This is a genomic window from Aeromonas sp. S18(2024) (assembly GCF_041402525.1).
In the GTDB taxonomy this organism is placed as follows: Bacteria; Pseudomonadota; Gammaproteobacteria; order Enterobacterales; family Aeromonadaceae; genus Aeromonas; species Aeromonas enteropelogenes.
In genome coordinates this window covers 353,042-379,038 of record NZ_JBGLQV010000001.1, presented here as the reverse complement: position 1 = coordinate 379,038, position 25,997 = coordinate 353,042, and the positions used below count along the sequence as shown (strand labels likewise).

Annotated in this window: 20 protein-coding genes and 1 tRNA gene; all 21 read left to right on the top strand. The window is 62.6% G+C overall.

Annotation, left to right across the window (positions count from 1 at the left end):
- Positions 1–3: 3 nt before the first annotated feature.
- A complete protein-coding gene (locus ACB034_RS01650; protein WP_042071642.1) occupies positions 4–621 on the top strand; it encodes a TPM domain-containing protein in 618 nt (205 codons plus the stop codon).
- 177 nt (positions 622–798) lie between these two features.
- Positions 799–886 (top strand) — tRNA-Ser (locus ACB034_RS01645).
- 896 nt (positions 887–1,782) lie between these two features.
- Positions 1,783–3,081: a DUF1254 domain-containing protein gene (locus tag ACB034_RS01640; RefSeq protein ID WP_371171908.1), complete on the top strand. Its 1,299-nt coding sequence runs from the start codon at positions 1,783–1,785 to the stop codon at positions 3,079–3,081.
- A gap of 237 nt (positions 3,082–3,318) precedes the next feature.
- The gene (locus tag ACB034_RS01635; protein WP_371171907.1) at positions 3,319–4,077 is read left to right on the top strand and encodes a flagellar motor protein; all 759 of its coding nucleotides are present in this window, start codon (positions 3,319–3,321) and stop codon (positions 4,075–4,077) included.
- Positions 4,052–4,930 (top strand): flagellar motor protein MotB, encoded by an 879-nt coding sequence (locus ACB034_RS01630; protein WP_371171906.1) that lies wholly within the window; start codon positions 4,052–4,054, stop codon positions 4,928–4,930. Before ACB034_RS01635 ends, ACB034_RS01630 begins: the two co-directional genes overlap by 26 nt.
- A gap of 152 nt (positions 4,931–5,082) precedes the next feature.
- Positions 5,083–7,227 (top strand): TonB-dependent hemoglobin/transferrin/lactoferrin family receptor, encoded by a 2,145-nt coding sequence (locus tag ACB034_RS01625; protein WP_371171905.1) that lies wholly within the window; start codon positions 5,083–5,085, stop codon positions 7,225–7,227.
- The gene (locus tag ACB034_RS01620) at positions 7,227–9,236 is read left to right on the top strand and encodes a prolyl oligopeptidase family serine peptidase (protein WP_371171904.1); all 2,010 of its coding nucleotides are present in this window, start codon (positions 7,227–7,229) and stop codon (positions 9,234–9,236) included. The genes ACB034_RS01625 and ACB034_RS01620 overlap by 1 nt, the downstream gene beginning before the upstream one ends.
- Complete coding sequence (locus ACB034_RS01615) at positions 9,233–11,677, top strand: proprotein convertase P-domain-containing protein (protein ID WP_371171903.1); 2,445 nt, start codon at positions 9,233–9,235, stop codon at positions 11,675–11,677. The genes ACB034_RS01620 and ACB034_RS01615 overlap by 4 nt, the downstream gene beginning before the upstream one ends.
- A gap of 56 nt (positions 11,678–11,733) precedes the next feature.
- A complete protein-coding gene (locus tag ACB034_RS01610) occupies positions 11,734–13,179 on the top strand; it encodes a DUF1566 domain-containing protein (protein WP_371171902.1) in 1,446 nt (481 codons plus the stop codon).
- Between the two features lie 13 nt (positions 13,180–13,192).
- The gene (locus ACB034_RS01605; protein WP_061477255.1) at positions 13,193–13,762 is read left to right on the top strand and encodes a DUF1566 domain-containing protein; all 570 of its coding nucleotides are present in this window, start codon (positions 13,193–13,195) and stop codon (positions 13,760–13,762) included.
- Positions 13,763–14,051: 289 nt separating this feature from the next.
- Positions 14,052–14,456 (top strand): NADH-quinone oxidoreductase subunit A, encoded by a 405-nt coding sequence (locus ACB034_RS01600; RefSeq protein WP_026457425.1) that lies wholly within the window; start codon positions 14,052–14,054, stop codon positions 14,454–14,456.
- Positions 14,457–14,485: 29 nt separating this feature from the next.
- Entirely contained in the window at positions 14,486–15,160 is a 675-nt protein-coding gene (locus ACB034_RS01595) for an NADH-quinone oxidoreductase subunit B family protein (RefSeq protein ID WP_026457426.1), read from the top strand.
- Between the two features lie 2 nt (positions 15,161–15,162).
- A complete protein-coding gene (nuoC, locus tag ACB034_RS01590; RefSeq protein ID WP_371171901.1) occupies positions 15,163–16,968 on the top strand; it encodes an NADH-quinone oxidoreductase subunit C/D in 1,806 nt (601 codons plus the stop codon).
- Between the two features lie 74 nt (positions 16,969–17,042).
- Positions 17,043–17,585 (top strand): NADH-quinone oxidoreductase subunit NuoE, encoded by a 543-nt coding sequence (gene nuoE, locus ACB034_RS01585; RefSeq protein WP_371171900.1) that lies wholly within the window; start codon positions 17,043–17,045, stop codon positions 17,583–17,585.
- On the top strand, positions 17,582–18,967 hold the full coding sequence (nuoF, locus tag ACB034_RS01580; RefSeq protein ID WP_371171899.1) for an NADH-quinone oxidoreductase subunit NuoF: 1,386 nt from the start codon (positions 17,582–17,584) through the stop codon (positions 18,965–18,967). The genes nuoE and nuoF overlap by 4 nt, the downstream gene beginning before the upstream one ends.
- 41 nt (positions 18,968–19,008) lie before the next feature.
- Positions 19,009–21,738 carry an NADH-quinone oxidoreductase subunit NuoG gene (gene nuoG / locus ACB034_RS01575; protein ID WP_371171898.1) on the top strand — a complete coding sequence of 910 codons (2,730 nt, stop codon included), beginning with the start codon at positions 19,009–19,011 and terminating at the stop codon, positions 21,736–21,738.
- On the top strand, positions 21,735–22,703 hold the full coding sequence (nuoH, locus tag ACB034_RS01570; RefSeq protein WP_371171897.1) for an NADH-quinone oxidoreductase subunit NuoH: 969 nt from the start codon (positions 21,735–21,737) through the stop codon (positions 22,701–22,703). Before nuoG ends, nuoH begins: the two co-directional genes overlap by 4 nt.
- 9 nt (positions 22,704–22,712) lie before the next feature.
- Positions 22,713–23,255: an NADH-quinone oxidoreductase subunit NuoI gene (gene nuoI, locus ACB034_RS01565; protein WP_005337245.1), complete on the top strand. Its 543-nt coding sequence runs from the start codon at positions 22,713–22,715 to the stop codon at positions 23,253–23,255.
- A 10-nt stretch (positions 23,256–23,265) separates the two neighbouring features.
- Positions 23,266–23,808 (top strand): NADH-quinone oxidoreductase subunit J, encoded by a 543-nt coding sequence (gene nuoJ / locus ACB034_RS01560; protein ID WP_223378011.1) that lies wholly within the window; start codon positions 23,266–23,268, stop codon positions 23,806–23,808.
- Positions 23,805–24,113: an NADH-quinone oxidoreductase subunit NuoK gene (nuoK, locus tag ACB034_RS01555; RefSeq protein ID WP_026458085.1), complete on the top strand. Its 309-nt coding sequence runs from the start codon at positions 23,805–23,807 to the stop codon at positions 24,111–24,113. The genes nuoJ and nuoK overlap by 4 nt, the downstream gene beginning before the upstream one ends.
- Positions 24,110–25,957, top strand: coding sequence for an NADH-quinone oxidoreductase subunit L (nuoL, locus tag ACB034_RS01550; protein WP_371171896.1), 1,848 nt, complete (start codon positions 24,110–24,112; stop codon positions 25,955–25,957). Before nuoK ends, nuoL begins: the two co-directional genes overlap by 4 nt.
- Positions 25,958–25,997 lie beyond the last annotated feature (40 nt).

The following is a 25,997-nucleotide window of genomic DNA, read 5'->3' as shown; positions in this document are numbered from 1 at the left end:
AAGATGATTTCCAAACAGTTTTATCACACGCTTCAGGCCAGGGTCAGACAGGCAGAACAGGACACGGACGCCGAACTGGTGACCGTGCTGGCCCCGGCCAGCGATGGATATCGCTACATTCCCACCCTCTGGGCGGCCCTGCTGGCCATGCTCACCCCGCTGCTGGTGTTCCAGCTCGGCTTCTGGCTCGGCTGGTACGAGATCCTGTTGGTACAGTGGTCGGTCTGGCTGCTGCTGAGCCTCCTGTTTCACTGGACCCCCATCAAGATGCGGCTGATCCCCAAACGGGTGCGCCTGCACCGGGCCGCCCTGATGGCACGACTGCAGTTTGTCGAACAGGGACTGCATCGCACCCGCGACCGGCTTGGCGTGCTGATCTTCGTCTCGGCCGCCGAGCACTACGTGGAGATCCTGGTGGATGACGGCATCGCCCAGCACATCGACAACGCCCAGTGGCAGGAGATCATCGATGACTTCGTCACACGGGTGCGCAACAAGGAGATCGAGCAGGGCTTTCTGGAGTGCATCGAGCGCACCAGCGCCATCCTGAGCGATGCCTTCCCCGCCACCCGGGATCAGAACGAGCTGCCTGACAGCCTGATCATCCTGGACAAGCCCTGAGCCGGTGTAAAAAAACGGCATTCTGCTCAAGGGTTAAGCGCTCGATAAAGATTATGAAAAATAAGGGGAAAAGTGGTTGACCGAAGCAGCCCTTTCCCCTACATTACGCCCCGTTCCAGCGCAACAGCGCGACGAGCACAGTGTTGGCTGAACACGTTAAACAACAGACCAAAATTTGGTGAGGTGTCCGAGTGGCTGAAGGAGCACGCCTGGAAAGTGTGTATACGGCAACGTATCGAGGGTTCGAATCCCTCCCTCACCGCCAAATAAAGCAAAAGGCCCCGTCGCAAGACGGGGCCTTTTGCTTTATTCGATGATGGGCGGCTTGGTTCGACCTCTGTTCGACAGGCGGGCAGGATAGCCCGCCTTGGATGACCAGAGGCCGCCCGCAGGGCGTGCGCCAGGGATGGCGTGAATCAATCCCGACCCAGAGCCAAATTTGAAAGGGCCCACCTATGGTGAGCCACGCAGTGGCGAATCATCACTCCCTCACCCCAACAGCCATACTCCAGCCACAGCCTTGCCGTCCAAGGCTCCGGTGTCACACAACCCCGATGCTCGCAAAACCCACCGATATATAAGTGTTATTGGCTCAAAAGAGGTTGATGATAATTAAACTGGGCGCAGAAATGTTGCAAACCATAAAATGTCCACAACAAGGCTATAAAAACAGGTTTTATTCAGGGTGTCGACTCGAATTTAAATAAAATAAACCGTCTTACTCCATAGTCTGACAACATTCTTAAGCTTTATTAGGTCTTCAGGAAATGCTTGGGTTTTATTGCCACCTAGAAAATAATTATCACCCTCTTCCCCATTTGATTGTATCTACACCCCACGCAGCAGTTGATCAGCCAGTCTGGTAAAGCATGCCTATGCCGGTGATCCAGCGCGGCTGACTCCTCCAGCCAGCAACTATGAGCATTTCAGGTGTTTGATTATGTGCCCCGACATGATGACGCCTAGCACCTTTCCGGGCGACCTCCCCTGATGACAGGAACAGATGATGACTAATTTATCATTTGCCTGTGGTGGCTGAATTTCACGCATGGACGCCCAAGCATAATCATGCAATGCTGTTTGCGTGAGATGGTTCGCTTCATGTCACATGGGATAAATCAGCATTCTTGATGGCTGAGTTTTTACAACACGGAGAGCATCATGATTAGAAAAACCGTTTTGGCTGTTTCGTTGTGTGCGATGACTGCATTGCCGGCCTACGCAAAAATAAGTGACGAGATGGCGAAGGATGCCTTTATTTATGCCTACTCAATGGACGAGGCATACAAGTTTTTTTATGAAACCGCAGTAAAAACCGATACGCCCCTCAATCGATTCCAGAATATTCGTCACATCGCAGACGACACCTATACCTCTCACCCGACCATCAACAACGACACCCTGCATCTGCAAGGGTGGCTGGATGTCAGTGCCGAGCCGGTGATCGTCAGCGTGCCCGACATGGACAAGGGCCGTTACTGGATCCTGCACACCATGGACATGGGCCACTACACCACTTCCATGATCGGCTCCCGTCTGCGCGGTGAGAAAGGAGGTCGCTTCATGTTTGCCTCCAACACTTGGCAGGGGGAAGTGCCCGCCAGCGTGACCGAGGTCATTCGCGTCAACTCCAACCTGATCAAGCTGATGGGTCGCATCATGGCGACCGGCAAGGAAGACGAGAAGGTGGCGCTCGGCTACATGGATCAGTGGAACATCCGGACCCTCTCCCAATACCTGGGTGTGCCGGGCCCCAAACCCAAGGTGCATCAATGGCCTGATCCGGCCAAGACCGACTGGCTGCAGCGGGTCAACTTCGTCTTGTGCGAAGGGGACATGGGCACGGCCGACAAGCAGTGGCTGGATCAATACAAGGCCATAGGACTGGCTCCTTGCAAACAGGATTTCACCAAGGAGCAGACGGCGGCGGCCAAGACGGGTGAGAAACTCGGCATGGCTTACCTGGCAGAGCTGGCGCCCAAGATGACCAACGCCGGCGAGCTGCTGGGCACCCGCGCCGAGTTGCAAAATGGCAAGCGTGACCTGTTTGCCGAAGGCACCTATCTCGGCCAGTGGGGGCTGCCGCCGGAAGAGTCCGTCTACCTGCAATCGGTAAAAGGGTCGGACGGCCAGAACATCAACGGCGCCAACGGCAAGAAATACCGCATGCGCTTCAAGGCGCCGGACGTGAGCCAGTTCTGGTCCTTCACCGTCTATGCCACCGACAACAAGCTGATGGCGCACAATGCCATCAACCGTCACAGCCGTGGCGACCGGACCCTCAAACCCGATGCCGATGGCATGTACACCATAGAGCTGAGCGCCAAGGGGGATGCCAACAATCCCAACTGGCTGCCCATCCCGGAGAAAGACGCCTACATCATCATGAGGATGTACGGCCCGAGCAAGGACGTGCGTGAAGGGAAATACACCTTCCCTGCACTGGAAGTGGTCAAGTAACCGGTGATCAGGATGGCCGCACAAGGGGCGCTCGCGCCTTGTGCGGCTTCTTTGTTTTTCCCCTTTTTATCTCCTTGGCGTTGCGCCCCTTGTGTCACATCCGGGCTCGTTTTTTCCTCCCTTCATTGCCCCCGCCACCATCGCTCATTTATTTGTTCACCGATTGGATATCATTTTGAAAAACTGATACTTAAGTAGCTACACTAGCCACTATCACCATTCATGGACGGGTAACAGATGAGTTTGATCGGCCTGGTACTGGCACTGATCGCCATCCTTGGCGGCAACATGATCGAAGGAGGTCACCCCAGTGCGCTGCTCGACCTGCCAGCGTTTCTCATCGTCATCGGCGGTACCATAGGCGCCGCATTGACGCAATTCCCCTTCTCGGTCGTTGGCAGCACGATGAAACGCTTCAAATGGCTGCTCTCTCCTCTCAAGCTCGATCTGTATGAGCAGGCCCAGTTGCTGGAGAACCTGGCCGGCAATGCCAGACGCAGCGGCATGCTGGCCCTTGAGGGGATGATCGAGGAGATCAAGGATCCCTTTTTGAGAAAAGGGGTACAGATGATGGTGGACGGTTACGAGAAGACCAAGATCCACGAGGTGCTGGAAAACGAGATCGAGTTCGAACAAGAAGATCTCGAACAGACCGTCAAATTCTACGAAGCCATGGGCGGCTACTGCCCGACCATGGGGATCGTCGGCGCCGTGTTTGGTCTTATTCACGCCATGGGCCTGCTGGACGCGCCGGACAAACTGGGGGGCGCCATCGCGGTGGCCTTTATCGCCACCATCTACGGGGTCTCCGCCGCCAACCTGATTTTCCTGCCCTTCGGCAACCGCTACAAGGCGTTCGCCCATCAGATCCGCCACTACAAGGAGATGACCCTGACCGGCATCCTCTGCATCGTGGACGGCGAATCGCAAGCGCGTCTGCAAGTAACCCTCGAACCCTATCTGGGAGCACATGGTGGCGAAAAAGAAAAAGGCTGAAGCACCGGAGAACCACGAACGCTGGCTGGTCTCCTATGCCGACTTCATGACCCTGCTGTTTGCCCTGTTCGTGGTGCTCTACTCCTTTGCCATGGCCAAGCAGTCGGAAACCCGGGTGCTGATCCAGGGCTTTATCGAGTCACTGGGCAAGATAGGTCTTATATCGCCCCCTGCCGGCTCTCCCGTGATGCAGGGGGGAACCGGGATCCTGGAACCCGACTCGAAGACGGCCCCCGGCGAGCCACAAAAAGAGACGATCCTGGACAAAGTGGAGCATGCTGCGGCCGCCGATCCCATCAACGAAACCATAGGCCCCTCGGAACAACCGAGCCCTACCAACGACTGGCCCCACAAAGCCAGGGAGCAGGAGTGGGTGCAGGCAACCAAGCAGAAGCTTGAGCAGCAGCTCAAGTCACAGATCGAATCCAAGGAGCTGGAAATTGAGCAACTCGGCAGCCAGCTGGTGATCCGTATCGGCGAGAAGGCGCTGTTTCCCTCAGATTCTGCCTTCCTGCAGCCCCAGTTTATTCCTTTGGTCAACAAGATTGGCACCATCCTTACCGGCATCCCGGGGCGGGTGGTAGTAACGGGGCACACCGACAACTCCCAGGCGCCGGTGGAGCTCTATCGCAACAACTGGGAACTGTCGGTGCTGCGGGCAGCCGCCATCGTCCAGACCCTGATCGGCAACCCCAAACTGGACGCCAGACGCATCGTCGCCCAAGGAGTGGCCGACACCCAGCCACGCTATCCCAATGACACCCCTGCCCACCGTCAGGCGAACCGCAGGGTCGAGATCACCCTCTCCCAAGGCAAGGCTGCAGAAGAATCCCTTCCTCTGCTAAAACCCTGAGCGAACCGGCCAATCATCTCTCCATTAAAAAGAAATAACTCATTTATATCAATACCATAAGCCATAGATGATAATGATTTTCATTTATTGCCAACTGGTCAGGCCTTTGCAATAATGCCGCCCCTCAGGCATAAACAAGAATAATTATCATTATGAAAAAACTGCTTCAGGCATGGCCGGCGCTGCTCTGCGCTTCGGCTGGCGCAGCCGTTCTGCCTCCCGAGGGACAAGGCAAGGCGCGCATCGACGACACCATCATCGTTACCGGACAGAGGGTGCAACAGAAACTCTCCGATGTCTCCGGCTCTATCTCCGTCATCACCCAGGAGGAGCTCGACCGCCAGGTGGCCAGCGAGCTGACCCATGTGTTTCGCAAGATCCCCGGCGTCTCTGTCACCGGCTCTGCCGGGCGCCCGCAGAACATCAGCGTGCGCGGCATCGGCGGCAACCGCATCCTGCTGATCAAGGATGGCGTGCGGGTCAGCGATGGTTTCGGGGCCGACAACATCAACGACAAGGTCGGCCGTTTCAATTTCGATCTCGATGACATCAAGCAGATTGAGGTCGCCAAGGGGGCGGGTTCCTCCCTGCACGGCTCGGACGCCATCGGCGGCACCGTAGTGATGAACACCAAGCAGCCGGAAGATTATCTGCAGCAACAGGATGGCTATCTGGCGGCCAAGACCCTCTATGGCGGCGACAGCAACAAGAAGAAGCTGAGCATGACGGGGGCCATGCGGGTGCTGGAGAGCGAACACCTGCTGCGCCTCTCCGGCTGGCGCGGCAACGAGACGGTCAACTATGAAGAGAACCGCATTCCCGCCGATCTCGACGGCATGAGCGCCTCCACCAGCAGCCGTTTTCCACTCAATGCCCACCATGCCGTGCGCCTGGAGCTGGATTATTACGAGGATCATGCCAAACGGCAGATGGGCCCGAGAGCCGTGCCCCAGCCGGATGGTCGCTGGGATGTGATCCGGTTTCGCGAAAACGGGGATCAACTCACCCGGGGGGGCAAGCTTGGCTGGGAGGCCCGCGATCTGGGCTTCATAGACAGCCTCAATCTGAGCCTTTATGGCAGCCAGTCGCGCAACGAGGCCAACCAGCGCCAGCTGCTGCGCAACGAGGAGCTGAGCGGCTATCCCAGGTATCGCAGCCAGCGCACCTTCTCCACCTTCGAGGAGCAGCGCCTTGGCAGCGAGCTGGCCCTGCAGAGCACGCTGGTCACCGGGCCACTGGCACACACCTTCAGTTATGGCCTCGAGTTCGAGCAGGCCAACCACGAAAGACCGGTCAGCAGCCTGTCGCTGGAAGATGGCATCACCACCCAGGGCCAGAAAGCCCCCTTCAGCAAGGCCGACACCCGGCGGGAAGGGATCTGGCTGAGCGACGTGATCACCCTGGGCAACTGGCAATTCACCCCGACCCTGCGCTTCGATCGCCAGCACCTGAGCGCGCCTGGCAGTGCTCTGGCAGACAACAGCAACGATCACCTCTCACCGAGCCTCTCCGCCAGCTACCGCTTCAACGACACCTGGCGCAGCTGGCTCAGCTACGCCAATGGCTTCCGGGCCCCTGGCTACGATCAGGTCTATGGCAATATCCCTCACTACTTTGCCATCCCACCGTTCGAGATCATTCCCAACCCCAAACTCAAGGAGGAGACCAGCCACAGCCTGGAGTGGGGCATCAACGGCCAGAGCGACAGCTGGAGCCTTAAACCCGCCCTCTTCTACAACCGCTACTACAACTTCATCGACTGGCGAGAGACAGGTTTTCGCATCGATGATGGGGTCTTCCTGCGCCAGTATCGCAACGTCGCCCGGGCCGAAACCTGGGGCGCCGAGCTGGCCGCCAGCCTGTGGCTCAACGATGAGTGGGAGCTGTCGACCAATCTGGCCTGGATGGATGGCAAGGATTATCGCGGCGAGCCGCTGCGTACCCAGACCCCGCTTGAGGGCAACACCACACTGCGCTGGCAGCAAGTCGACTGGGGGGTGGAGTTGAGCAGCAACTATGCCGCCGCCATGACCAAGGTGCCCAAATGCGCCAGCGCCCAGATCGGCTACAACGGCGCTTGCCAGAGCAGTGCCGGCTGGTTCAGCCTGGATCTCACCGGAGACTGGCAAATCACCGACGCCCTCAAGGTCAATGCCACCATCGGCAACCTGCTCGATACCCGCTACGTGCGCTATCAGGATGTAGCCGGGCAGCCCGCTGGCAGCGATACCTCCCTCTACAGCCAGAGTGGCCGCTACATCTCGGCCAGCCTCAGCTACCGCTTCGTGGGGATGTGATGAGACTCGATATCCTGGTGGCCACCCTGTTGGTCACCCCTTGGTCGTGGGCGCAATCTCCCCTCTCGCCGCCTCCCATTGCCAGTCAGCCGCACCTGATTGCCGGTGCCCCCGCTCGCCATGACCCCTATTTCTGGCTAAGGGACGAGAGTCGCAGCGATCCTGCCATCCTCGCCCTGCTGCAGGAGCAAAATCGCTGGAGCGAGCAGCAGCTGGCCAGCCAGCAGCCGCTGGAGGCTCGCCTGCGCGCCGAATTTGCCCGTCACCAGAAAGGAGATCCGGCGCCGGACAACTGGCTCATCCGGGGTGAGCTGGCGTGGCAGGTGCGCGCCGATGGCGCCCTCTGGCAGCGCCAGCAGGGGGAGTCCCGGCAACTGCTCCCGCCACGGGCCGGCGAAGGTTATTACGCCGTCGGCGGCTGGGCCCTGAGCCCGGACAACCGCCTGCTGGCCATCGCCGAGGATCGCCGCGGCGATCTCGACTACCGCATCACCCTGATCACGCTGCACGGAGGTGACACCCTCACCACCCTGCCCCATCGCAGCGCCGATCTCGCCTGGTCGCAAGATGGCCAGACCCTTTACACCATCGCCAACGAGCACGGCACCCTGCGTCCCTGGCAGCTGCGCAGCTGGCGTGCTGGGCGCGAACAAACCCTCTATGAGGAGGCGGATCCCGCCTGGCTGCTGAGCCTCTATCGCACCACCGATGGCCAGCATCTGCTGCTGCAGGGCAACAACCACGACAGCTCGGAGCAATACCTGCTCGACTCAGGCCAACCGGTGCTTATCCTGCCCCGCCGGCGCGGGGTGGAGTACTACCTCGACAGCCAGTCCGGCTGGGTGATCAAGAGCAACCGGGATGGCGCCTTCGCCCTCTATGACGCCGCTGCGCTCAAGGGCGAGTGGCAGCGACTCTGGCCTGTACCGGGGGAAGATCTCGGCGATCCCGAGAAGTGGCGACTGTTTGATCGCCATCTGGTGGTGCAATTTCGCCGGCAAGGGGAGGAGTGGCTCGCCCTGCTCGATCGCAGCGGCCGAGAACGGCAGCGGCTACCACTCGCCATGGGGGCCGGGACCGGTTGGTTGCAGGGGGAACACGATCCAGCCAGTGACCGCATCCTGGTGCGCACCCAGGGGCTGAGCCAGCCCCCGGGCCAACGCTGGCTCGACCTGACCAGTGGCCGCTGGCAGGACCATGATGATCCATCCCGGGCAAACAGCCTGCCCTATCACAGCGAACGTCGCTGGGTACGCTCCGCCGACGGCACCCGGGTGCCGGTCTCGCTGGTGTGGCGAGCGGATGTAGCGTCCCGCGCCGCGCTGCTCTATGGCTACGGAGCCTATGGCACACCGATGCGCCCCTACTACCAGAAAGAGCTCCTCAGTCTGCTGGATCGGGGCTTTGTCTATGCCATCGCCCATGTCCGCGGCGGCGGCATGCTGGGGGAGCAATGGACCCGTGATGGTCGGGGGATCAACAAGCCAAACGGCATCAGCGACTTTATCGCGGTGGGGCAAGCCCTGCGCCACTGGTCAAGCGACGCCTCCCCCCTGCCCCTGTTTGCCATGGGAGGCAGTGCCGGCGGCACCCTGGTGGCGGCAGCTCTCAATCAGCAGCCCACCCTGTTCAGCGGCGCCGTGCTGCAGGTCCCCTTCGTCGATCTGCTCGGCACCATGAGCGATCCCGCGCTGCCCCTGACCCGCCAGGAGTACCGGGAGTGGGGCAATCCGGCCAGGGCGGCGGAATATCAGGCGATGCGCCGCGTGAGCCCTTACGACAACCTGCACCGGGCCCCCTATCCCCCCCTGCTGATCACCACCGCCCTGCACGACAGCCAGGTGCCCTACTGGGAGCCGGTCAAATGGCTGGCCCGCCTGCGCGAACACAGCACGGGATCAGGCCCCTACCTGCTGCTGACCGAGTTTGAGGGTGGCCATGACGCCGGTGGTGGCGATCGCGCCCGTGAATTTGCCTTCTTGTTGCACCTGGCGGGGATCACACGATGACCCTGCCCCTGATTGGGAGTACTACTATGAAACCCCTGTTGCCCGCCCTCCTGCTGGGGCTGGCCGGCTTTGCGACCCAGGCGGCCGAACTGCGTTTTGTCGAGCAGGACGCCCCCGCCGCTCCCCGCCTCTGGCTCGAGCAGCAGCTCGGCGTCACCCTGAGCCAGGATCCGGCCTATGAGCGCCAGGGCCAGCTTGGCCGGTATCTTCATTTTCGGCAGCAGGCAAACGGCGCGCCGATCGCCGGCCTGGTGGCAGCCGTCAGCCTGGACGATCAGGGCCGCCCCTGGCGTCTCTATCACAACACCCGCCCCGTCAAGGCCCAGGCAGCACCCTGTGATGACGCCTCTCGCGGCGGTGTGGATGCCTACATTGCCACCCTCGACAGCGCCGTCTGGACGACGGCCGCCAGCAGCGACGCCGAACCCTGGTTCTGGCTGGATGGTGACAAGCTGATCCCGGCCTGGCGCCTGCTCGCGAGCGAAAAGCTGCCGGGCAACAGCAAGTCCAGCCACTGGCAGCTGTTTGTCAGCTGTGATGGCGGCGCCCTGCAGGGCCGCTCCTTGCAGCAGGCCAGCACGACCGCCGATGCTACCCCATTGCCGGGCGATGCCACGACAGTAGCGGCCAGGGTCTTTGCCCTGGATCCCCGCACCCAGCTGCAAGATGGCAACCTGCTCTGGCGCCATGATCTGGTACTGGGGGTGCAGGCTTATCGCACCGTCACCCTGCCGGTGCAAAAAGTGGGCGACACCCATTACCTGAGCGGGCCCCGTGCCCGGGTCGTGGGCAGCACGGAACCCGACAACGAGCCCTTCAGCAGCGACGATGCCGCAGGCTTCCAGCTGGATCACCAGCAGCCGGGCTTTCTCGACATCAACGCCTACTACCATCTGGATCTGGCCCGACGCCATCTCGATGCCCTCGGTTACGACGCTCTGATAGCGGGCGCCATCACCATCGACACGGATGCGGGCAATCAGGACAACTCCCTCTATGATCCCTTCCTGCGCCAGCTGGAGATTGGCCGGATCGGGGTGCCGGATGCCGAAGATCCCATGGTGATCTGGCACGAGTTCGGCCATGCGGTGCAGCACCACATCCTGCCCGACCTGGGGGATGAGGGGGACTGGGGCGCCATTGGCGAGGGCTTTAGCGACTACCTGGCCGCCAGCTGGCGCCAGAGAAGCGAACAGGCCCGCCAGTTCGAGCCCTTCATGGTGTTCAACTGGGATGCCAGGATCAGTGGCCGAACCCCGCGCCAACTCGACGATCTGCGCGCCCGCTATCACCCGAGCTTCCTCTATCCTGCCCACCTCACCATCAACGGCAGCAACGGCGATCAGCTGTGGGGCACCCCGCTCTTCACCGCCCTGCGCCAGGCCGTCGAGAGTCATGGCGAGGTCGCTCGGGACGAGTTCGATCGCCTGCTCATCGAATCCCACTTCGGCCTGGGCCCCGAGCTGCGGATGCCCCAACTGGCCCGCGTCACCGTGGATACCGCCCGGCGCCTCTATCCGGAACGCCGCTATGCCGAGTTGCTGGAGCAGGCATTTCGCCATCACGCCCTGTTGCCGACCCCGGTGCAGGCGCGCCTTGCCGATGGCAGCTACCTGCTGCCGGGAGAGAAGAAGAACCTTGCCATTGAGCTTGCCAACCTGAGCGGCCGGACGCTCGCCATCACCGACGCCAGTCTGCTGCCGGTCAAGGGGATCCTGGGGGATAGTCACTGGCAAGGACGCCTGGCCGCCAATGAGAGCGGACGCTGGTCCCTGCCGCTGGAGGCAGCGAGCAATCTGGCGTGTGGCGAGATGCTCACCCTGCCGCTGCAATTCCAGCTCGATCTGCCCAGCCCCACCGAGCGTCAGACCCGCCTCGACCTGCAACTGCCCATCGGCGAGCCCGTCTGGCAACGGGCCAGCGACCATGGCGGCCAGATCAAGGATGCCACCAGCCAGGAGCAGCACGGCCTGTCGCGCTTCACCCTCACCCTGCCCACCGGCAAGGCGCGCATCGACGAGGGTTTTGTGGTGGCACTGGATCTGACCCACGACAAGCTGGAGCAGCTGGAGATCTGGCTCACCTCCCCATATGGCACCCGGGTCAGCCTGTGGAACAAGGGCTATGCCAGCCATACCCGGCTCAAGGGGGAATATCCCCATGAGCTGGTACCGTTCGAATCGCTGGAAAAACTCAAGGGGGAACCCCTCGGCGGACTCTGGACCCTGGAGATCAACGACACCCAGGCTGGCGAAAGCGGCCAGCTCAGGGAATGGCGCGTCGCCCAGCAGGTCGGTGCCCGCTGCACCAGGGAGGAGAACCTCCCCACCACCGGCGTCATCCCCCTCGACAAGGATGAAGGGGGCGGTGGCAGCCTCTCCCCCCTGCTGTTGTTGCTGGCGCTTCCCCGCCTCTGGTGCCGCCGTCGCACAGCGCGCTGAATCATGATCACGGGCGCTCGCCGCCCGTCCTTTGCGTCCATATGAAGGAATTCGATGTGAAACACCCTCTCCTGCTTGTCACGGCCCTCTCGGCCCTGCTCTCCGCCTGTGGTGGCGGGGAAGAGAGCGCCCCGCTGGCCACCCCCGGGTACCGGGTCGACGTGACCCTGCCCGCCGCCGGCACCCTGTGCGCCGATCTGGATCAGAACTGGCGATGTGATCCGGGCGAGCCCGCCGTCAGTGGCGAAGGTCGCCTGACTCTGACCGGCCAATCGACCCATATCGTCAACTCGCCGCTACTGTTCATCCCTCGCGCAGGCGGTCTTCCCCTGGCTCACCCCGCCGCCCGTGGCGATCAGCTGCACCTGCAATCGACCCTGCTGAGCTCCCTGTGGCAGAGCCGCATTGCCGAGGGGATCGCCGTCGACAGCGCGCTGACCCAGCTGCTGGCGGCACTCGACCCCCTGAAACCGGGCACGGGGCGCGAGGCGCTCAGCGCCCTTCCCCAGTTTGCTCAGGCGCTGCAGCAACTGGCGATCAGCCTGTTGCAGGCGGCGCAGATCCCGCTGTCTGGCGGCAAGGGCCATCTGCAGCTCGCCACCGGCTATCGCACCCTCAATCTGATGCTGGCCGAGCTGGCCCTGGCGTGGCAGCAAGATGGCCGCTTCGCCGACGATACCCTGCCCAGACTGCTGGCATTGCTGGCGCAGCAGCAACCGCGCGATCTTCTGACCGTGACTGGCGTGACCACCTTCTCCGATGGCCGGGATCCCCTGCTCGCGCACGAACCCGCCGACTTCCCGGGCCAAGATGCACGCTGGAATCGCACCCGCCCCCAGCTCGCCTATCGCAAGCTCGATGACAAGGGGCAGGAGCTGGCGGACGACGCCTCCAGCTGGCAATGCGTCAAGGATCTCAACACCGGGCTGGTGTGGGAGGTCAAATCTGACGATCCCCTGAGTCCGGCCTGGAAAGGCAAGCCGTTTGCCTACGAAGATGAGCAGTTCACCGCCACGACGGGGGAACAGGCCGCGGCCAGGCTGCATATTCTTCCCCTGATCGAACGCTTCACGGCCGACGGGGATCAGGTGTCCCTGGCACGGGCGCAGCGCCTGACCACCCTGGTCACCAGCCGCGCCTATCAGCAGTGGCTTAATGGCGAGCAACGCTGCGGCATTACCCGCTGGCGCCTGCCGACCATGGCCGAGCTGATGTCGCTGATGCACTACGGCAGCCTGGCCACGGACACCATGGGCCAGAACATCACCCTGGATCAGCGCTACTTCCCCGATGTGGCGCCCTCGGCCGAAGAGGCCTACCCGGGCTACTACTGGAGCGCCACCAGCACCACGGCCCAACGCCTCTCCGGCGGCCCCGTCAGCAAACGCACCGCCGTGTTCCTGCAACAGGATGCCGATGCGGGCACCACCTACCCCGCCATGATCCAGCAAGAGGATTACCCCGAGCTGATGCAGTTGCGCCTGGTCGCCACCCCCAACTGATTTGAGGAATACCATGAGACTTCATCGCGTTACGTTTGCCATGCTGGCGCTGCTTTCGCCCCTGGCACAGGGTGCCGCCATCTGTGATGACACCATGGATCGCACCGCTCCTTCCGCCCGTTACATCGACAATGGCAACGGCACCGTCACCGACCAACACACCGATCTGGTCTGGATGCGCTGCAGGCTGGGCCAGACATGGAACGGCATCACCTGCCTGGGGGAACCCACTCCCTACTACTGGCAACAGGGGTTGCAGATGGCCGAGCGGATCCGCAGCGACAGCAGCCACGCCCTGTATCACTTTGGCGGCATCAACCGGTGGCGCCTGCCCGATATCAAGGAGCTGACCACCCTGGTGGAACATGCCTGCATGAAACCATCCCTCAACGACACCATCTTCCCGCGCGCCATGGCGGGGGAAGGCAAGGAGGTCAGGGATGGCTACGTCTATCTGATGAGCGCTACCGTCGCCCCCTTCAACGGGCAGATGGTCTATCTCGATGTCACGACCGGTGATATCGGCTATCGCCAGTTTGCCGCCTACCAGGATCAGGTGTTGCTGGTCGCGAGCAAACCCTGACTCTCTGACGGAGTCATCACCACGCAGGAGAGGCCCTCTGGCCTCTCTTTTTTCTTGTTTTCCCCATCTGGCCCGCTCGCGGTCTGACCAGTTTCCCTCTTTTCCCCCCGATCCCGGCCCCTTTCCCCGAGGAAGAGCAGGAAAAAAGTGCGCGTCTTAACAAAATTTAACATCCAACCAGTCGATTAATAATTAAGCGGCAAAAATGACATGTAAATCAGTACGGAAATGTCATACTACGTAACATCAATGTTAAGTAGCATGAATAGTTTGGTTAGGGAAAACCTCTATGTTTGCCGATATTGCTGTCCAACACTGGGCTTTTGCCATTTATGTCGTTGCTGCCATCTGCCTCTGCCTGGGAATGATCGGCCTTGCCGCCGTACTGGGGGGGCGTGCCTACGGCCGCACCAAGAACAAACCCTTCGAATCCGGTGTCGACTCGGTCGGCAGTGCCCGCCTGCGTTTTTCCGCCAAGTTCTATCTGGTCGCCATGTTCTTCGTCATCTTCGATGTCGAGGCGCTCTATCTGTTTGCCTGGTCGGTATCGGTGCGCGAAACCGGCTGGGTCGGCTTCATCGAGGCCACCATTTTCATCGTTTTGCTGCTCATCGGCCTGGTCTACCTCTGGCGCATCGGTGCGCTGGACTGGTCGCCGCGCAAGGCGCCACTAAACGACAAGAAAACTGACTGAATCACAGATCCTTTCCTTGAGGTTGCACCATGAAGTACACCCTGACCCGGATAGATCCGGATGCGCCCATCGAGCGCTATCCCCAGGAGCAGCGACAGACCGTCGATGACCCGCTGGCACAAGAGGCGACGCGCGGCATCATGATGGGGCGTCTCGAGGAGGTGCTGCAAGACACGGTCAACTGGGGCCGCAAAAACTCCCTGTGGCCCTACAACTTCGGCATCTCCTGCTGCTATGTGGAGATGTGTACCGCCTTCACCTCCCCCCACGACGTGGCCCGCTTCGGCGCCGAAGTGATCCGGGCCTCTCCCCGTCAGGCCGATTTCATGGTGATAGCCGGCACCCCCTTCATCAAGATGGCGCCGGTCATTCAGCGTCTCTACGAGCAGCTGCTCGAACCCAAGTGGGTCATCTCCATGGGTGCCTGTGCCAACTCGGGTGGCATGTACGACATCTACTCCGTGGTGCAGGGGGTCGACAAATTCCTGCCGGTCGACGTCTACATTCCGGGCTGCCCGCCCCGCCCCGAGGCCTTCTTGCAGGCGCTCATGCTGCTGCAGGAGTCCATCGGCAAGGAGCGCCGGCCACTCTCCTGGGTAGTGGGCGATCAGGGGATCTACCGCCCCCAGATGCAGGCCGAAAAAGAGCGCAAGCGTGGCGAACGGATCAATGTGACCAACCTGCGCACGCCGGATGAGATCTGACCATGAAATTGACCCGAGAGTTTCCAAACAACTACACCATGGCCCAGTGGCAGCCAAGCGATCATCAGGATGCCAGGGTGATAGGCGAACTGTTCGCCCGCTTCGGCGCCGAGCGGTTTACTGTGCAGACTACCCGCACCGGCGTGCCCGTGGTCTGGCTCTCCCGTGAGCTCTTGCTCGACGTGATGGGCTTCTTGCGCGCCCTTCCCTCCCCGTTCGTGATGCTGTTTGACTTGAGCGCTACCGACGAGCGGATGCGCAGCCACCGGGAAGGGTTGCCACAAAGCGATTTCACCGTTTTCTATCACCTCATCTCCATCGAGCGAAACAGCGATCTGATGCTGAAGGTGCCGCTGATGGAGAGCGATCTGACCCTGCCCACCATCACCGGCCAGTTCCCCAACGCCAACTGGTACGAGCGGGAGGTGTGGGATCTGCTGGGGATCACCTTCGACGGTCACCCCCACCTGACCCGGATCATGATGCCGAGAAGCTGGCAGGGGCATCCGCTGCGCAAGGACTACCCGGCTCGCGCCACCGAATTTGATCCCTTCATACTCGATGCCGCCAAGCAGGACATGGAGCAGGAGAACCTGCTGTTCAAGCCCGAGGAGTGGGGCCTCGCCCGTGGCAACGAGAACGAGGACTATATGTTCCTCAACTTGGGGCCCAACCACCCCTCCGCCCACGGCGCGTTTCGCCTGGTGCTGCAGCTCGATGGCGAGGAGATCCGCAACTGCGTGCCCGACATCGGCTATCACCACCGCGGCGCCGAAAAGATGGGGGAGCGCCAGTCCTGGCACAGCTACATCCCCTACACCGACCGGGTCGAGTACCTGGGGGGCGTGATGAACAACCTCCCCTACGTGCTGGCGGTCGAGAAGCTCGCCGGCATCAAGGTGCCGCAGCGGGTCGACATGATCCGGGTGATGATGGCGGAGCTGTTTCGCATCCAGAGCCACCTCCTGTTCCTCGGCACCTATATCCAGGACGTGGGGGCCATGACCCCGGTCTTCTTCACCTTCACCGACCGCCAGCGCATCTACACCATCATCGAGGCCATCACGGGGGCGCGCATGCACCCGGCCTGGTTTCGCATCGGCGGCGTGGCTCACGATCTGCCTCAAGGGTGGCAGCGTCTCATCCAGGACAACCTGCTGAGCTGGCTGCCCAAGCGACTGATGGAGTATGAGAAGGCTGCGATGCGCAACAGCATACTGCGCGGACGCACCATAGGGGTCGCCGCCTACACCACCGAACAGGCGCTCGCCTGGGGTACCACGGGCGCTGGCCTGCGGGCCACCGGCCTCAACTTTGACGTACGCAAATGGCGCCCATATTCCGGCTACGATCAGTTCGACTTCGAGGTGCCGGTGGGCAGCAATGGCGATGCCTATGACCGCGCCACCGTGCGCATCGAGGAGATCCGCCAGAGCATGTCGATCATCGAGCAGTGCATGAAGAACATGCCGGAAGGGCCCTTCAAGGCGGATCACCCGCTCACCACGCCGCCCCCCAAGGAACGCACCCTGCAGCACATCGAGACCCTGATCACCCACTTCCTGCAAGTGTCGTGGGGCCCTGTCATGCCGGCGGCCGAGTCGCTGCAGATGATCGAGGCGACCAAGGGGATCAACAGCTACTACCTGACCAGCGATGGCTCCACCATGAGCTACCGGACCCGGATCCGCACCCCGAGCTTTGCCCACCTGCAACAGATCCCCTCGGTGATCAAGGGCAGCATGGTGTCGGATCTCATCGTCTACCTGGGCAGCATCGATTTTGTTATGTCGGATGTGGACCGTTGAGTCCTGTCGCCCCTTCACGAAGGGGGTGGCAGACGAGACGCGCAGTAAAGGGACAAGCCACCAAAGGTCAAGTCATGAGCCAGCAATGTCAGTGTCATCATAATCAGACCCCAGAGGGGCAAGGGGCATGCAACAGCAACCGGGACGAGTTCGTCCTGAGCCAGGCTGAACGCGATGCCATCGAACACGAGAAGTACCACTACGAAGATCCCCGTGCCGCCAGCATAGAGGCGCTCAAGATTGTGCAGCAGGCCCGCGGCTGGGTCCCCGACGGCGCCATTCACGCCATCGCCGCCGAGCTCGGCATTCCCGCCAGCGACGTGGAGGGGGTCGCCACCTTCTACAGCCAGATCTTCCGCCAGCCGGTGGGACGCCACATCATCCGGGTTTGCGACAGCATGGTCTGCTACATCAACGGTCACGAACAGTTGCTGGCCGGCCTCAAGGAGGTGATGAACCTCGCCCCCGGCCAGACCAGCGCCGATGGCCGCTTCACCCTGCTGCCGGTCTGCTGCCTCGGCAACTGCGACAAGGGGCCGGCGCTGATGATCGACGACGACACCTATGGCGGGCTCGATCCCGTCAGCCTGCTCAAGACCCTGGAGGCTTACCCATGAGCCTTGATCAGCGCAAGACACTCGCCTCCTTCGGCACTGCCAACCGCACCCCTCGCGCTCCCGAGACCCACCCGCTCACCTGGCGCCTGCGCGACGATGGCCAGCCGGTGTGGCTGGACGAATACCAGGCCAAACAGGGCTATGAGGCCGCCCGCAAGGCTCTCGGCCAGATGAGCCCTGATGAAATCGTCAGCACCGTCAAGGAGGCCGGACTCAAGGGGCGCGGCGGCGCAGGCTTTCCCACCGGGGTGAAGTGGGGCCTGATGCCCAAGGACGAGAGCATGAACATCCGTTACCTGCTCTGCAACGCCGACGAGATGGAACCAAACACCTGGAAAGACCGGCTGCTGATGGAGCAGCTGCCCCACCTGCTGATCGAGGGGATGATCATCTCGGCCCGGGCGCTCAAGGCCTACCGTGGCTACATCTTCCTGCGCGGCGAGTATGTGGATGCCGCCATCCATCTGCGCCGCGCCGTCGAGGAGGCCAGGGCGGCGGGGCTGCTTGGCAAGAACATTCTGGGCTCGGGCTTTGATTTCGAGCTGTTTGTCCACACCGGGGCCGGCCGCTACATCTGCGGCGAAGAGACGGCGCTTATCAACTCCCTGGAAGGGCGGCGTGCCAACCCGCGCGCCAAACCCCCCTTCCCTGCCGTCTCCGGCGTCTGGGGCAAGCCCACCTGCGTCAACAACGTCGAGACCCTGTGCAACGTGCCGGCCATCATAGGCAACGGCGTGCCCTGGTATCAGGGATTGGCCCTGCCGGGTTCGGAAGATCACGGCACCAAGCTGATGGGCTTTTCCGGCAAGGTCAACAACCCGGGGGTCTGGGAGCTCCCCTTCGGCATCACCGCCCGCGAACTGTTCGAGGAGTACGCAGGCGGCATGAAGAGCGGCTATCGCCTCAAAGCCTGGCAACCGGGGGGCGCCGGCACCGGCTTCCTACTGCCCGAGCACCTGAATGCCCAGATGTATACCGCCGGCATCGGTAAGGTGGGCACCCGGATGGGCACCGGGCTCGCCATGGCGGTGGATGACAGCATCAACATGGTGAGTTTGCTGCGCAACATGGAGGAGTTCTTCGCCCGCGAATCCTGCGGCTGGTGCACCCCGTGCCGCGACGGCCTGCCCTGGAGCGTCAAGCTGTTGCGGGCATTGGAGCGCGGCGAAGGGCAATCCGGCGATCTGGCGACCCTGGAGCAGCTGTGCAACTTCCTCGGCCCCGGCAAGACCTTCTGTGCCCACGCCCCCGGCGCCGTTGAGCCGCTGGCCAGCGCCATCAAGTATTTCCGCCCCGAATTCGAGGCCGGGATCAAGGGCCGCGACGACAATCGCAAGCCGCTCAAAGGGATCCAGCCCAACCTCCTGGGCGAGCGCTGGTAAGCACAGAACAGATTTCACCAAACAGGTTTCAGGGAAGAGGTATGGCAACCATTCATGTAGACGGAAAAGAGTACGAGGTAGACGGGGCGGACAACCTGTTACAAGCCTGCCTGTCGCTGGGTCTCGACGTCCCCTATTTTTGCTGGCACCCGGCGCTTGGCAGCGTCGGCGCCTGCCGCCAGTGTGCGGTCAAGCAGTACCAGAATAGCGATGACAAACGCGGCCGCCTGGTCATGTCCTGCATGACCCCGGCGAGCGACGGCAGCTACATCGCCATCGAAGATGAAGAGGCTAAAGAGTTTCGCAAGAGCGTGGTGGAGTGGCTGATGACCAACCACCCTCACGACTGCCCGGTGTGCGAGGAGGGGGGCGCCTGCCACCTGCAAGACATGACGGTGATGACGGGCCACAACAGCCGGCGCTACCGCTTCACCAAGCGCACCCACCAGAACCAGGATCTGGGCCCCTTCGTGGCCCACGAGATGAACCGCTGCATCGCCTGCTACCGCTGCGTACGCTACTACAAGGATTATGCCGGCGGCGAGGATCTCGGCGTCTACGGCGCCCACGACAACGTCTACTTCGGCCGGGTAGAGGATGGCACCCTGGAGAGCGAATTCTCCGGCAACCTGGTGGAGGTCTGCCCCACCGGCGTCTTCACCGACAAGACCCACTCCGAGCGCTACAACCGCAAGTGGGACATGCAGTTTGCCCCGAGCGTCTGCCAGCAGTGTGCGGTCGGCTGCAACATCAGCCCGGGGGAGCGCTACGGCGAGCTGCGTCGCATCGAGAACCGCTTCCACGGCGCCCTCAACCACTACTTCCTCTGTGACCGTGGCCGCTTTGGCTATGGCTACGTCAATCTGAGCGATCGGCCGCGCCAACCCTTGCTGCAAGAGGGGAGCGACAAGCTCGCCATCACGGTGGATGGCGCCCTCAACCGCGCCGCCGATGCCCTGCGCACCGCAAGCGGCGTCATCGGCATTGGCTCCCCTCGCGCGTCGCTGGAGAGCAACTTCGCCCTGCGCGAGCTGGTGGGGGCCGAGAATTTCTACAGCGGCGTCGAACAGGCAGAGTGGACCTGCCAGCTGAAGATGCTGCACATATTGCAGCACGGCGGTATTCGCACCCCGAGCCTGCGTGACATGGAAGAGGCCGACGCCATCCTGGTGCTCGGCGAGGATGTCACCCAGACTGCCGCCCGTATCGCCCTGGCCCTGCGCCAGGCGGTCAAGGGCAAAGCCCGCGAACTGGCTCGCAAGATGAAAGTCGATCTGTGGCAAGTGGCCGCAGTGCAGACCCTGGGCCAGAACGAGCGCTATCCGCTGCTCATCACCAGTCTCGACACCACCCGTCTCGACGACGTGGCCGCAGAGACCTGGCACGGGGCGCCTGCCGATCAGGCGCGCCTCGGCTTTGCCATCGCCAACCTGCTTGACGGCTCGGCCCCCGCCCCCGCCGATCTCACCCCCGAGCAACAGGTGCACGCGGCTCGCTGGGCCGAGCGGCTGGGCAGCGCCAAACGGCCGCTTGTTATCGCAGGCTCCGGAGCTCGCTCTGAAGCCTTGATTGAGGCGGCCAGCAATATCGCCCGCGCCCTCAAGGGTCGCGGTCAGGCCGTTGAGCTTGCCTTGGTGGCGCAAGAGGTCAACTCCCTCGGGCTCGCCATGCTGGCCGATGCCGGCAAGCCGCTGGAGGCGGCCTTTGAGCGTATCGAGCGCGAAGATCAGCTGGCGCTGGTGACCCTGGAGAACGATCTCTATCGCCGTGCCCCCCGCAGCCGGGTCGACGGGGCGCTCAAGCGCCTCCAGCACCTGTTGGTGGTGGACCATCAGCTTACCCCGACCGCGCAGCAAGCGGATCTGGTGCTGCCCGCCGCCAGCTTTGCCGAGGCCGATGGCACTTTGGTGAACATGGAGGGGCGCGCCCAGCGCTTCTTCCAGGTCTATGCCCCCGCCTTCTACGACGCCGATATCCAGGTGCGCGAAGGGTGGCGCTGGCTGGCGGCCCTGCAAGGGGCGATCAAACGCCAGCCGCTGCGCTGGCAGACCCATGAGCAGATAAGCCAGGCCTGCGCCGCCGCCAATCCACTGCTGACCACCATGCTGGAAGCGGCCCCCAACGCCGGCCTGCGCATTCGCGGCATGCGTCTGGCCCGCGAGCCTCACCGCTACAGCGGTCGCACCTCCATGCTGGCGGATCAGAACGTGAGCGAGCCGCGGGTGGCGCAGGATCCCGACTCCCCCTTCAACTTCTCCATGGAAGGGTACGCAGGTGCGCGCCAACCCCTGCCCCAGGTGCCCTTCGCCTGGGCACCGGGCTGGAACTCGCCGTCGGCCTGGAACAAGTTCCAGGACGAGGTGGGCGGCCATCTGCGCGCCGGGGATCCCGGCCGTCGCCTGCTTGAACCGGATGAAGAAACCCTGGGCTGGTTCGAGGCCATCCCCGCCCCGTTCACGGCACAATCTGCCCTGCAGGTGGTGAACTATGCCCGGCTGTTTGGCGGCGAGGAACTCTCGGCCAGAAGCCCGGTCATCCAGGCCCGCATGAACGAGCCCGAGCTGGTACTCAATCCGGCCGATGCGGCGCGCCTGGCCCTGCGCGCGGGCAGTCAGGTGGCCCTCTCCTGGGGCGGCAGCCACTGGCAGTTGCGTCTGCGCCTGAGCGAGCAGCTCGCTGCCGGTCTGGTGGGGCTGCCCCTTGGGGTGAACGGCCTGCCGACCGCCCTCGCCCAGGCCACGCTCGATAATCTGCAGGAGGTGATCGCATGAGTGATTCCATGATGGATCTGCTGATTGAGGTGGGCAAGGCGCTGATCGTGCTGGTGGGGATCGTGGGGGCCGGCGCCTTCATGAGCTTCATCGAGCGTCGCCTGCTGGCCCTGTGGCAGGACAGATACGGCCCCAACCGGGTAGGCCCCTTCGGCCTGCTGCAACTGGCGGCGGACATGGTGAAAATGTTCTTCAAGGAGGACTGGATCCCGCCCTTCGCCGATCGGCGGATCTTCATTCTGGCCCCCATCATCGCCTTCACCTCCTTCATCCTGGCGTTTGCGGTGGTGCCCCTCACCCCCACCTGGGGCGTGGCGGATCTCAACGTGGGTCTGCTCTACATCCTCGCCATCGCGGGGCTGGCAGTCTATGCGGTGCTGTTCGCCGGCTGGTCCAGCAACAACAAATACTCCTTGCTCGGCAGTCTGCGCGCCTCGGCCCAAACCCTCTCCTACGAGGTGTTTCTCGGGCTCTCCTTGATGGGAATAGTGATCCAGAGCGGCAGCTTCAACCTGCGGGAGATCGTCGAAGCCCAGGCGGGCTTGTGGAACGTGGTGCCCCAGTTCCTGGGCTTTGTCACCTTCCTGTTTGCCGGGGTCGCCGTCACCCACCGCCACCCGTTCGATCAGCCGGAGGCCGAACAGGAGCTCGCCGACGGCTATCACATCGAGTACGCAGGCATGAAGTGGGGTCTCTTCTTCGTGGGCGAGTACATCGGCATAGTGCTGGTCTCCGCCCTCATCGTGACCCTCTTTTTCGGTGGCTGGCATGGACCCTGGTTGCCCCCCTTCATCTGGTTTGCCCTGAAGACCGCCTGCTTCATGGTGCTCTTCATCCTGCTGCGGGCCTCCCTGCCCCGCCCGCGCTTTGACCAGGTGATGGCATTTGGCTGGAAGGTGTGCCTGCCGCTGACCCTGATCAATATGCTGGTCACCGCAGCCGTGGTGCTGATGAATGTGCAGTGAGACACAAGTATGAAAATCGTGAGCATTATCCAGGGTGTCGGCACCCAGTTACGCAGTCTGGCCATGGTCTTCTCCCATGCCTGGCGGCCCCGTGAAACCCTGAACTACCCGGAACAGGCGGTTTACGCCGCGCCCCGCTATCGCGGCCGCATCGTGCTGACCCGCGATCCGGACGGCGACGAGCGCTGCGTGGCGTGCAACCTGTGCGCCGTGGCCTGCCCGGTCGGCTGCATCTCGCTGCAAAAATCCGAGCGGGAAGATGGCCGCTGGTATCCGGAGTTCTTTCGCATCAACTTCTCCCGCTGCATCTTCTGCGGCCTGTGCGAGGAGGCCTGCCCCACCACCGCTATTCAGCTGACGCCGGATTTCGAGATGGGGGAGTATCGCCGCCAGGATCTGGTGTACGAGAAGGAAGATCTGCTGATCAGCGGGCCCGGCAAGTACCCGGACTACAACTTCTATCGCATGAGCGGGATGGCTATCGACGGCAAGCCGAAAGGGGATGCCGAGAACGAGGCCAAACCCATCGACGTCAAGAGCCTGCTGCCCTGAGGAGTCAATCATGGAACTGGCATTCTATGCCTCGGCCCTGGTGGCCATTTACAGCACGCTGCGGGTGATCAGCACCAGCAATCCCATGCATGCGCTGCTCAATCTCATCATCTCCCTCATCGCCGTGGCCATGATCTTCTTCTGCCTGGGCGCCGCCTTCGCCGGTGCCCTGCAGGTAATCGTCTACGCCGGCGCCATCATGGTGCTGTTCGTGTTCGTGGTGATGATGCTGAACTTAGGCTCGGCCCAGGCCCAGGAGAAGAAGTGGCTCACCCCCATGACCTGGGGCGGCCCGGCGCTGCTCTCCCTCATCCTGCTCGGCTTTCTGGCCTACGGCATCCTCGGGGTGACCGGCGGCCAGCTGGGCATCGGCGAGGTCACCGCGAAAGAGGTGGGTGTAGCCCTGTTCGGCCCTTATGTCCTGGCGGTGGAGCTCGCCTCCATCCTGTTGCTGGCGGGCCTGGTAACCGCCTATCACCTTGGGCGCGAGGACAAGAGCGGTGAAGTGCTCTCGGTGCCCCGCCCCCCATCTCAGGAAGGAGGTCAGCAATGAACACCATCCCCATGGAGCATGGCTTGCTGCTGGCGGCAGTGCTCTTTTGCATCGGCCTGTGCGGCCTGCTTATTCGCCGCAACCTGCTCTACATCCTGATGAGCATCGAGATCATGATGAACGCCTCGGCACTGGCATTCGTGGTGGCCGGTAGCCGCTGGGTCCAGGCCGATGGCCAGATCATGTACATACTGGTGATTTCTCTGGCGGCAGCGGAGGCCAGTATCGGCCTCGCCCTGTTACTGCTGCTCTATCGTCGTTACCACACCCTCAACGTGGACACTGTGAGCGAGATGCGCGGATGAGCCTCCTATACCTGACCTTTCTGTTTCCGCTGCTGGGGTGGCTGCTGCTGGCCTTCTCCCTCGGCCGTTTTGGCGAGCGCACCTCGGCCCTGATCGGGGTAGGTTCCATTGGCCTGTCGGCCCTCACCACCCTCTGGGTGGCCATGGATTTTCTGGCCAATCCGCCCGCGGGGGGCGTCTACCTCCAGACGCTATGGCAGTGGATGGCGGTGGGCAACTTCACGCCGACGTTCCGCCTGGCCCTCGATGGCCTGTCGCTCACCATGCTGGGGGTGGTGACCGGGGTGGGCTTTTTCATCCACCTGTTCGCCTCCTGGTACATGCGCGGGGAAGAGGGGTATTCGCGCTTCTTCACCTACACCAACCTCTTTATCGCCAGCATGCTGTTCCTGGTGCTGGCCGATGATCTGCTGTTTGTCTATCTGGGTTGGGAAGGGGTGGGGCTGTGCAGCTACCTGCTGATCGGCTTCTACTACCAGGATCGCAACAACGGGGCCGCCGCCCTCAAGGCGTTCGTGGTGACCCGAGTCGGTGACGTCTTCCTCGCCATCGGCCTCTTCCTCCTCTATCGGGAGATGGGCACCCTCAACATCCACGAGCTGCTGGTGCGCGCCCCCCTGATGTTTGCCGAGGGCTCCCCTGCCCTGTCGCTGGCCTGCCTGATGCTGCTAGGCGGCGCCGTCGGCAAATCCGCCCAGCTGCCGCTGCAAACCTGGCTGGCGGATGCCATGGCGGGCCCGACTCCGGTCTCGGCGCTGATCCACGCGGCCACCATGGTGACCGCCGGTGCCTACCTGATCGCCCGCACCCACGGTCTGTTCCTGCTGGCCCCGGAGATCCTCCACCTGGTGGGCGTGGTCGGCGCCATTACCCTGGTGCTGGCCGGATTCGCCGCGCTGGTGCAGACCGACATCAAGCGGATTTTGGCCTACTCCACCATGAGCCAGATTGGCTACATGTTCCTCGCCCTCGGGGTCGGTGCCTGGGAGGGGGCCATCTTTCACCTGATGACCCACGCCTTCTTCAAGGCGCTGTTGTTCCTCTCCGCCGGGGCCGTCATCGTGGCGTGCCATCACCAGCAGAACATCTTCAAGATGGGGGGGCTGAGAAAGAGCCTGCCGCTGGTCTATGCCTGCTTCCTGGTGGGGGGCTCGGCGCTCGCCGCGCTGCCGCTGGTCACCGCCGGTTTCTACAGCAAGGATGCCATCCTTTGGCAGGTGCAGGCATCCGGCCAGAGCGCCCTGCTGTGGGCCGGTCTCGCGGGGGCCTTCCTCACCTCTCTTTATACCTTCCGCCTCATCTTTATCGCCTTTCATGGCGAGGCGAAGACCGAGGCCCATCCCGGCCATGGTCTGGCCCATCATCTGCCGCTGCTGGTGCTGCTGGTGCTCTCCACCGGCATTGGCGCGCTGTTCACCCCGCCGCTGGCTGGGGTGCTGCCGGCCGGGCCCGGCGATGGCATCGAAGAGGGGCGCCATGCCCTCGAGATCCTCTCTGGCATCATCGCCATCACGGGAATTGCGCTGGCGGCCTTTCTGTTCCTTGGCGAGCGCCGTCTGGCCACGGCCGTGGCCAACAGCGCGCCGGGCCGCCTGCTCAGCACGCTCTGGTTCAACGCCTGGGGCTTTGACTGGCTTTACGACCAGCTGTGGGTCAAACCCTACTTGCTGGCGACCCGGCTGCTGGCCCGCGATCCTCTGGATCGCCTGATGAACCTGCCGGCCTGGCTGGCCCTGCGTGGCAACCGGCTGCTCGCCTGGAGCGTCAGCGGCAAGTTGCGTTGGTATGCGGCCTCCATGGTGATCGGCGCCGCACTGGTGCTGGCCCTGTTGCTGCTGGGGTGAATCATGACCAAACCGATGCCCGTACAGCCAGCCTGCTTGC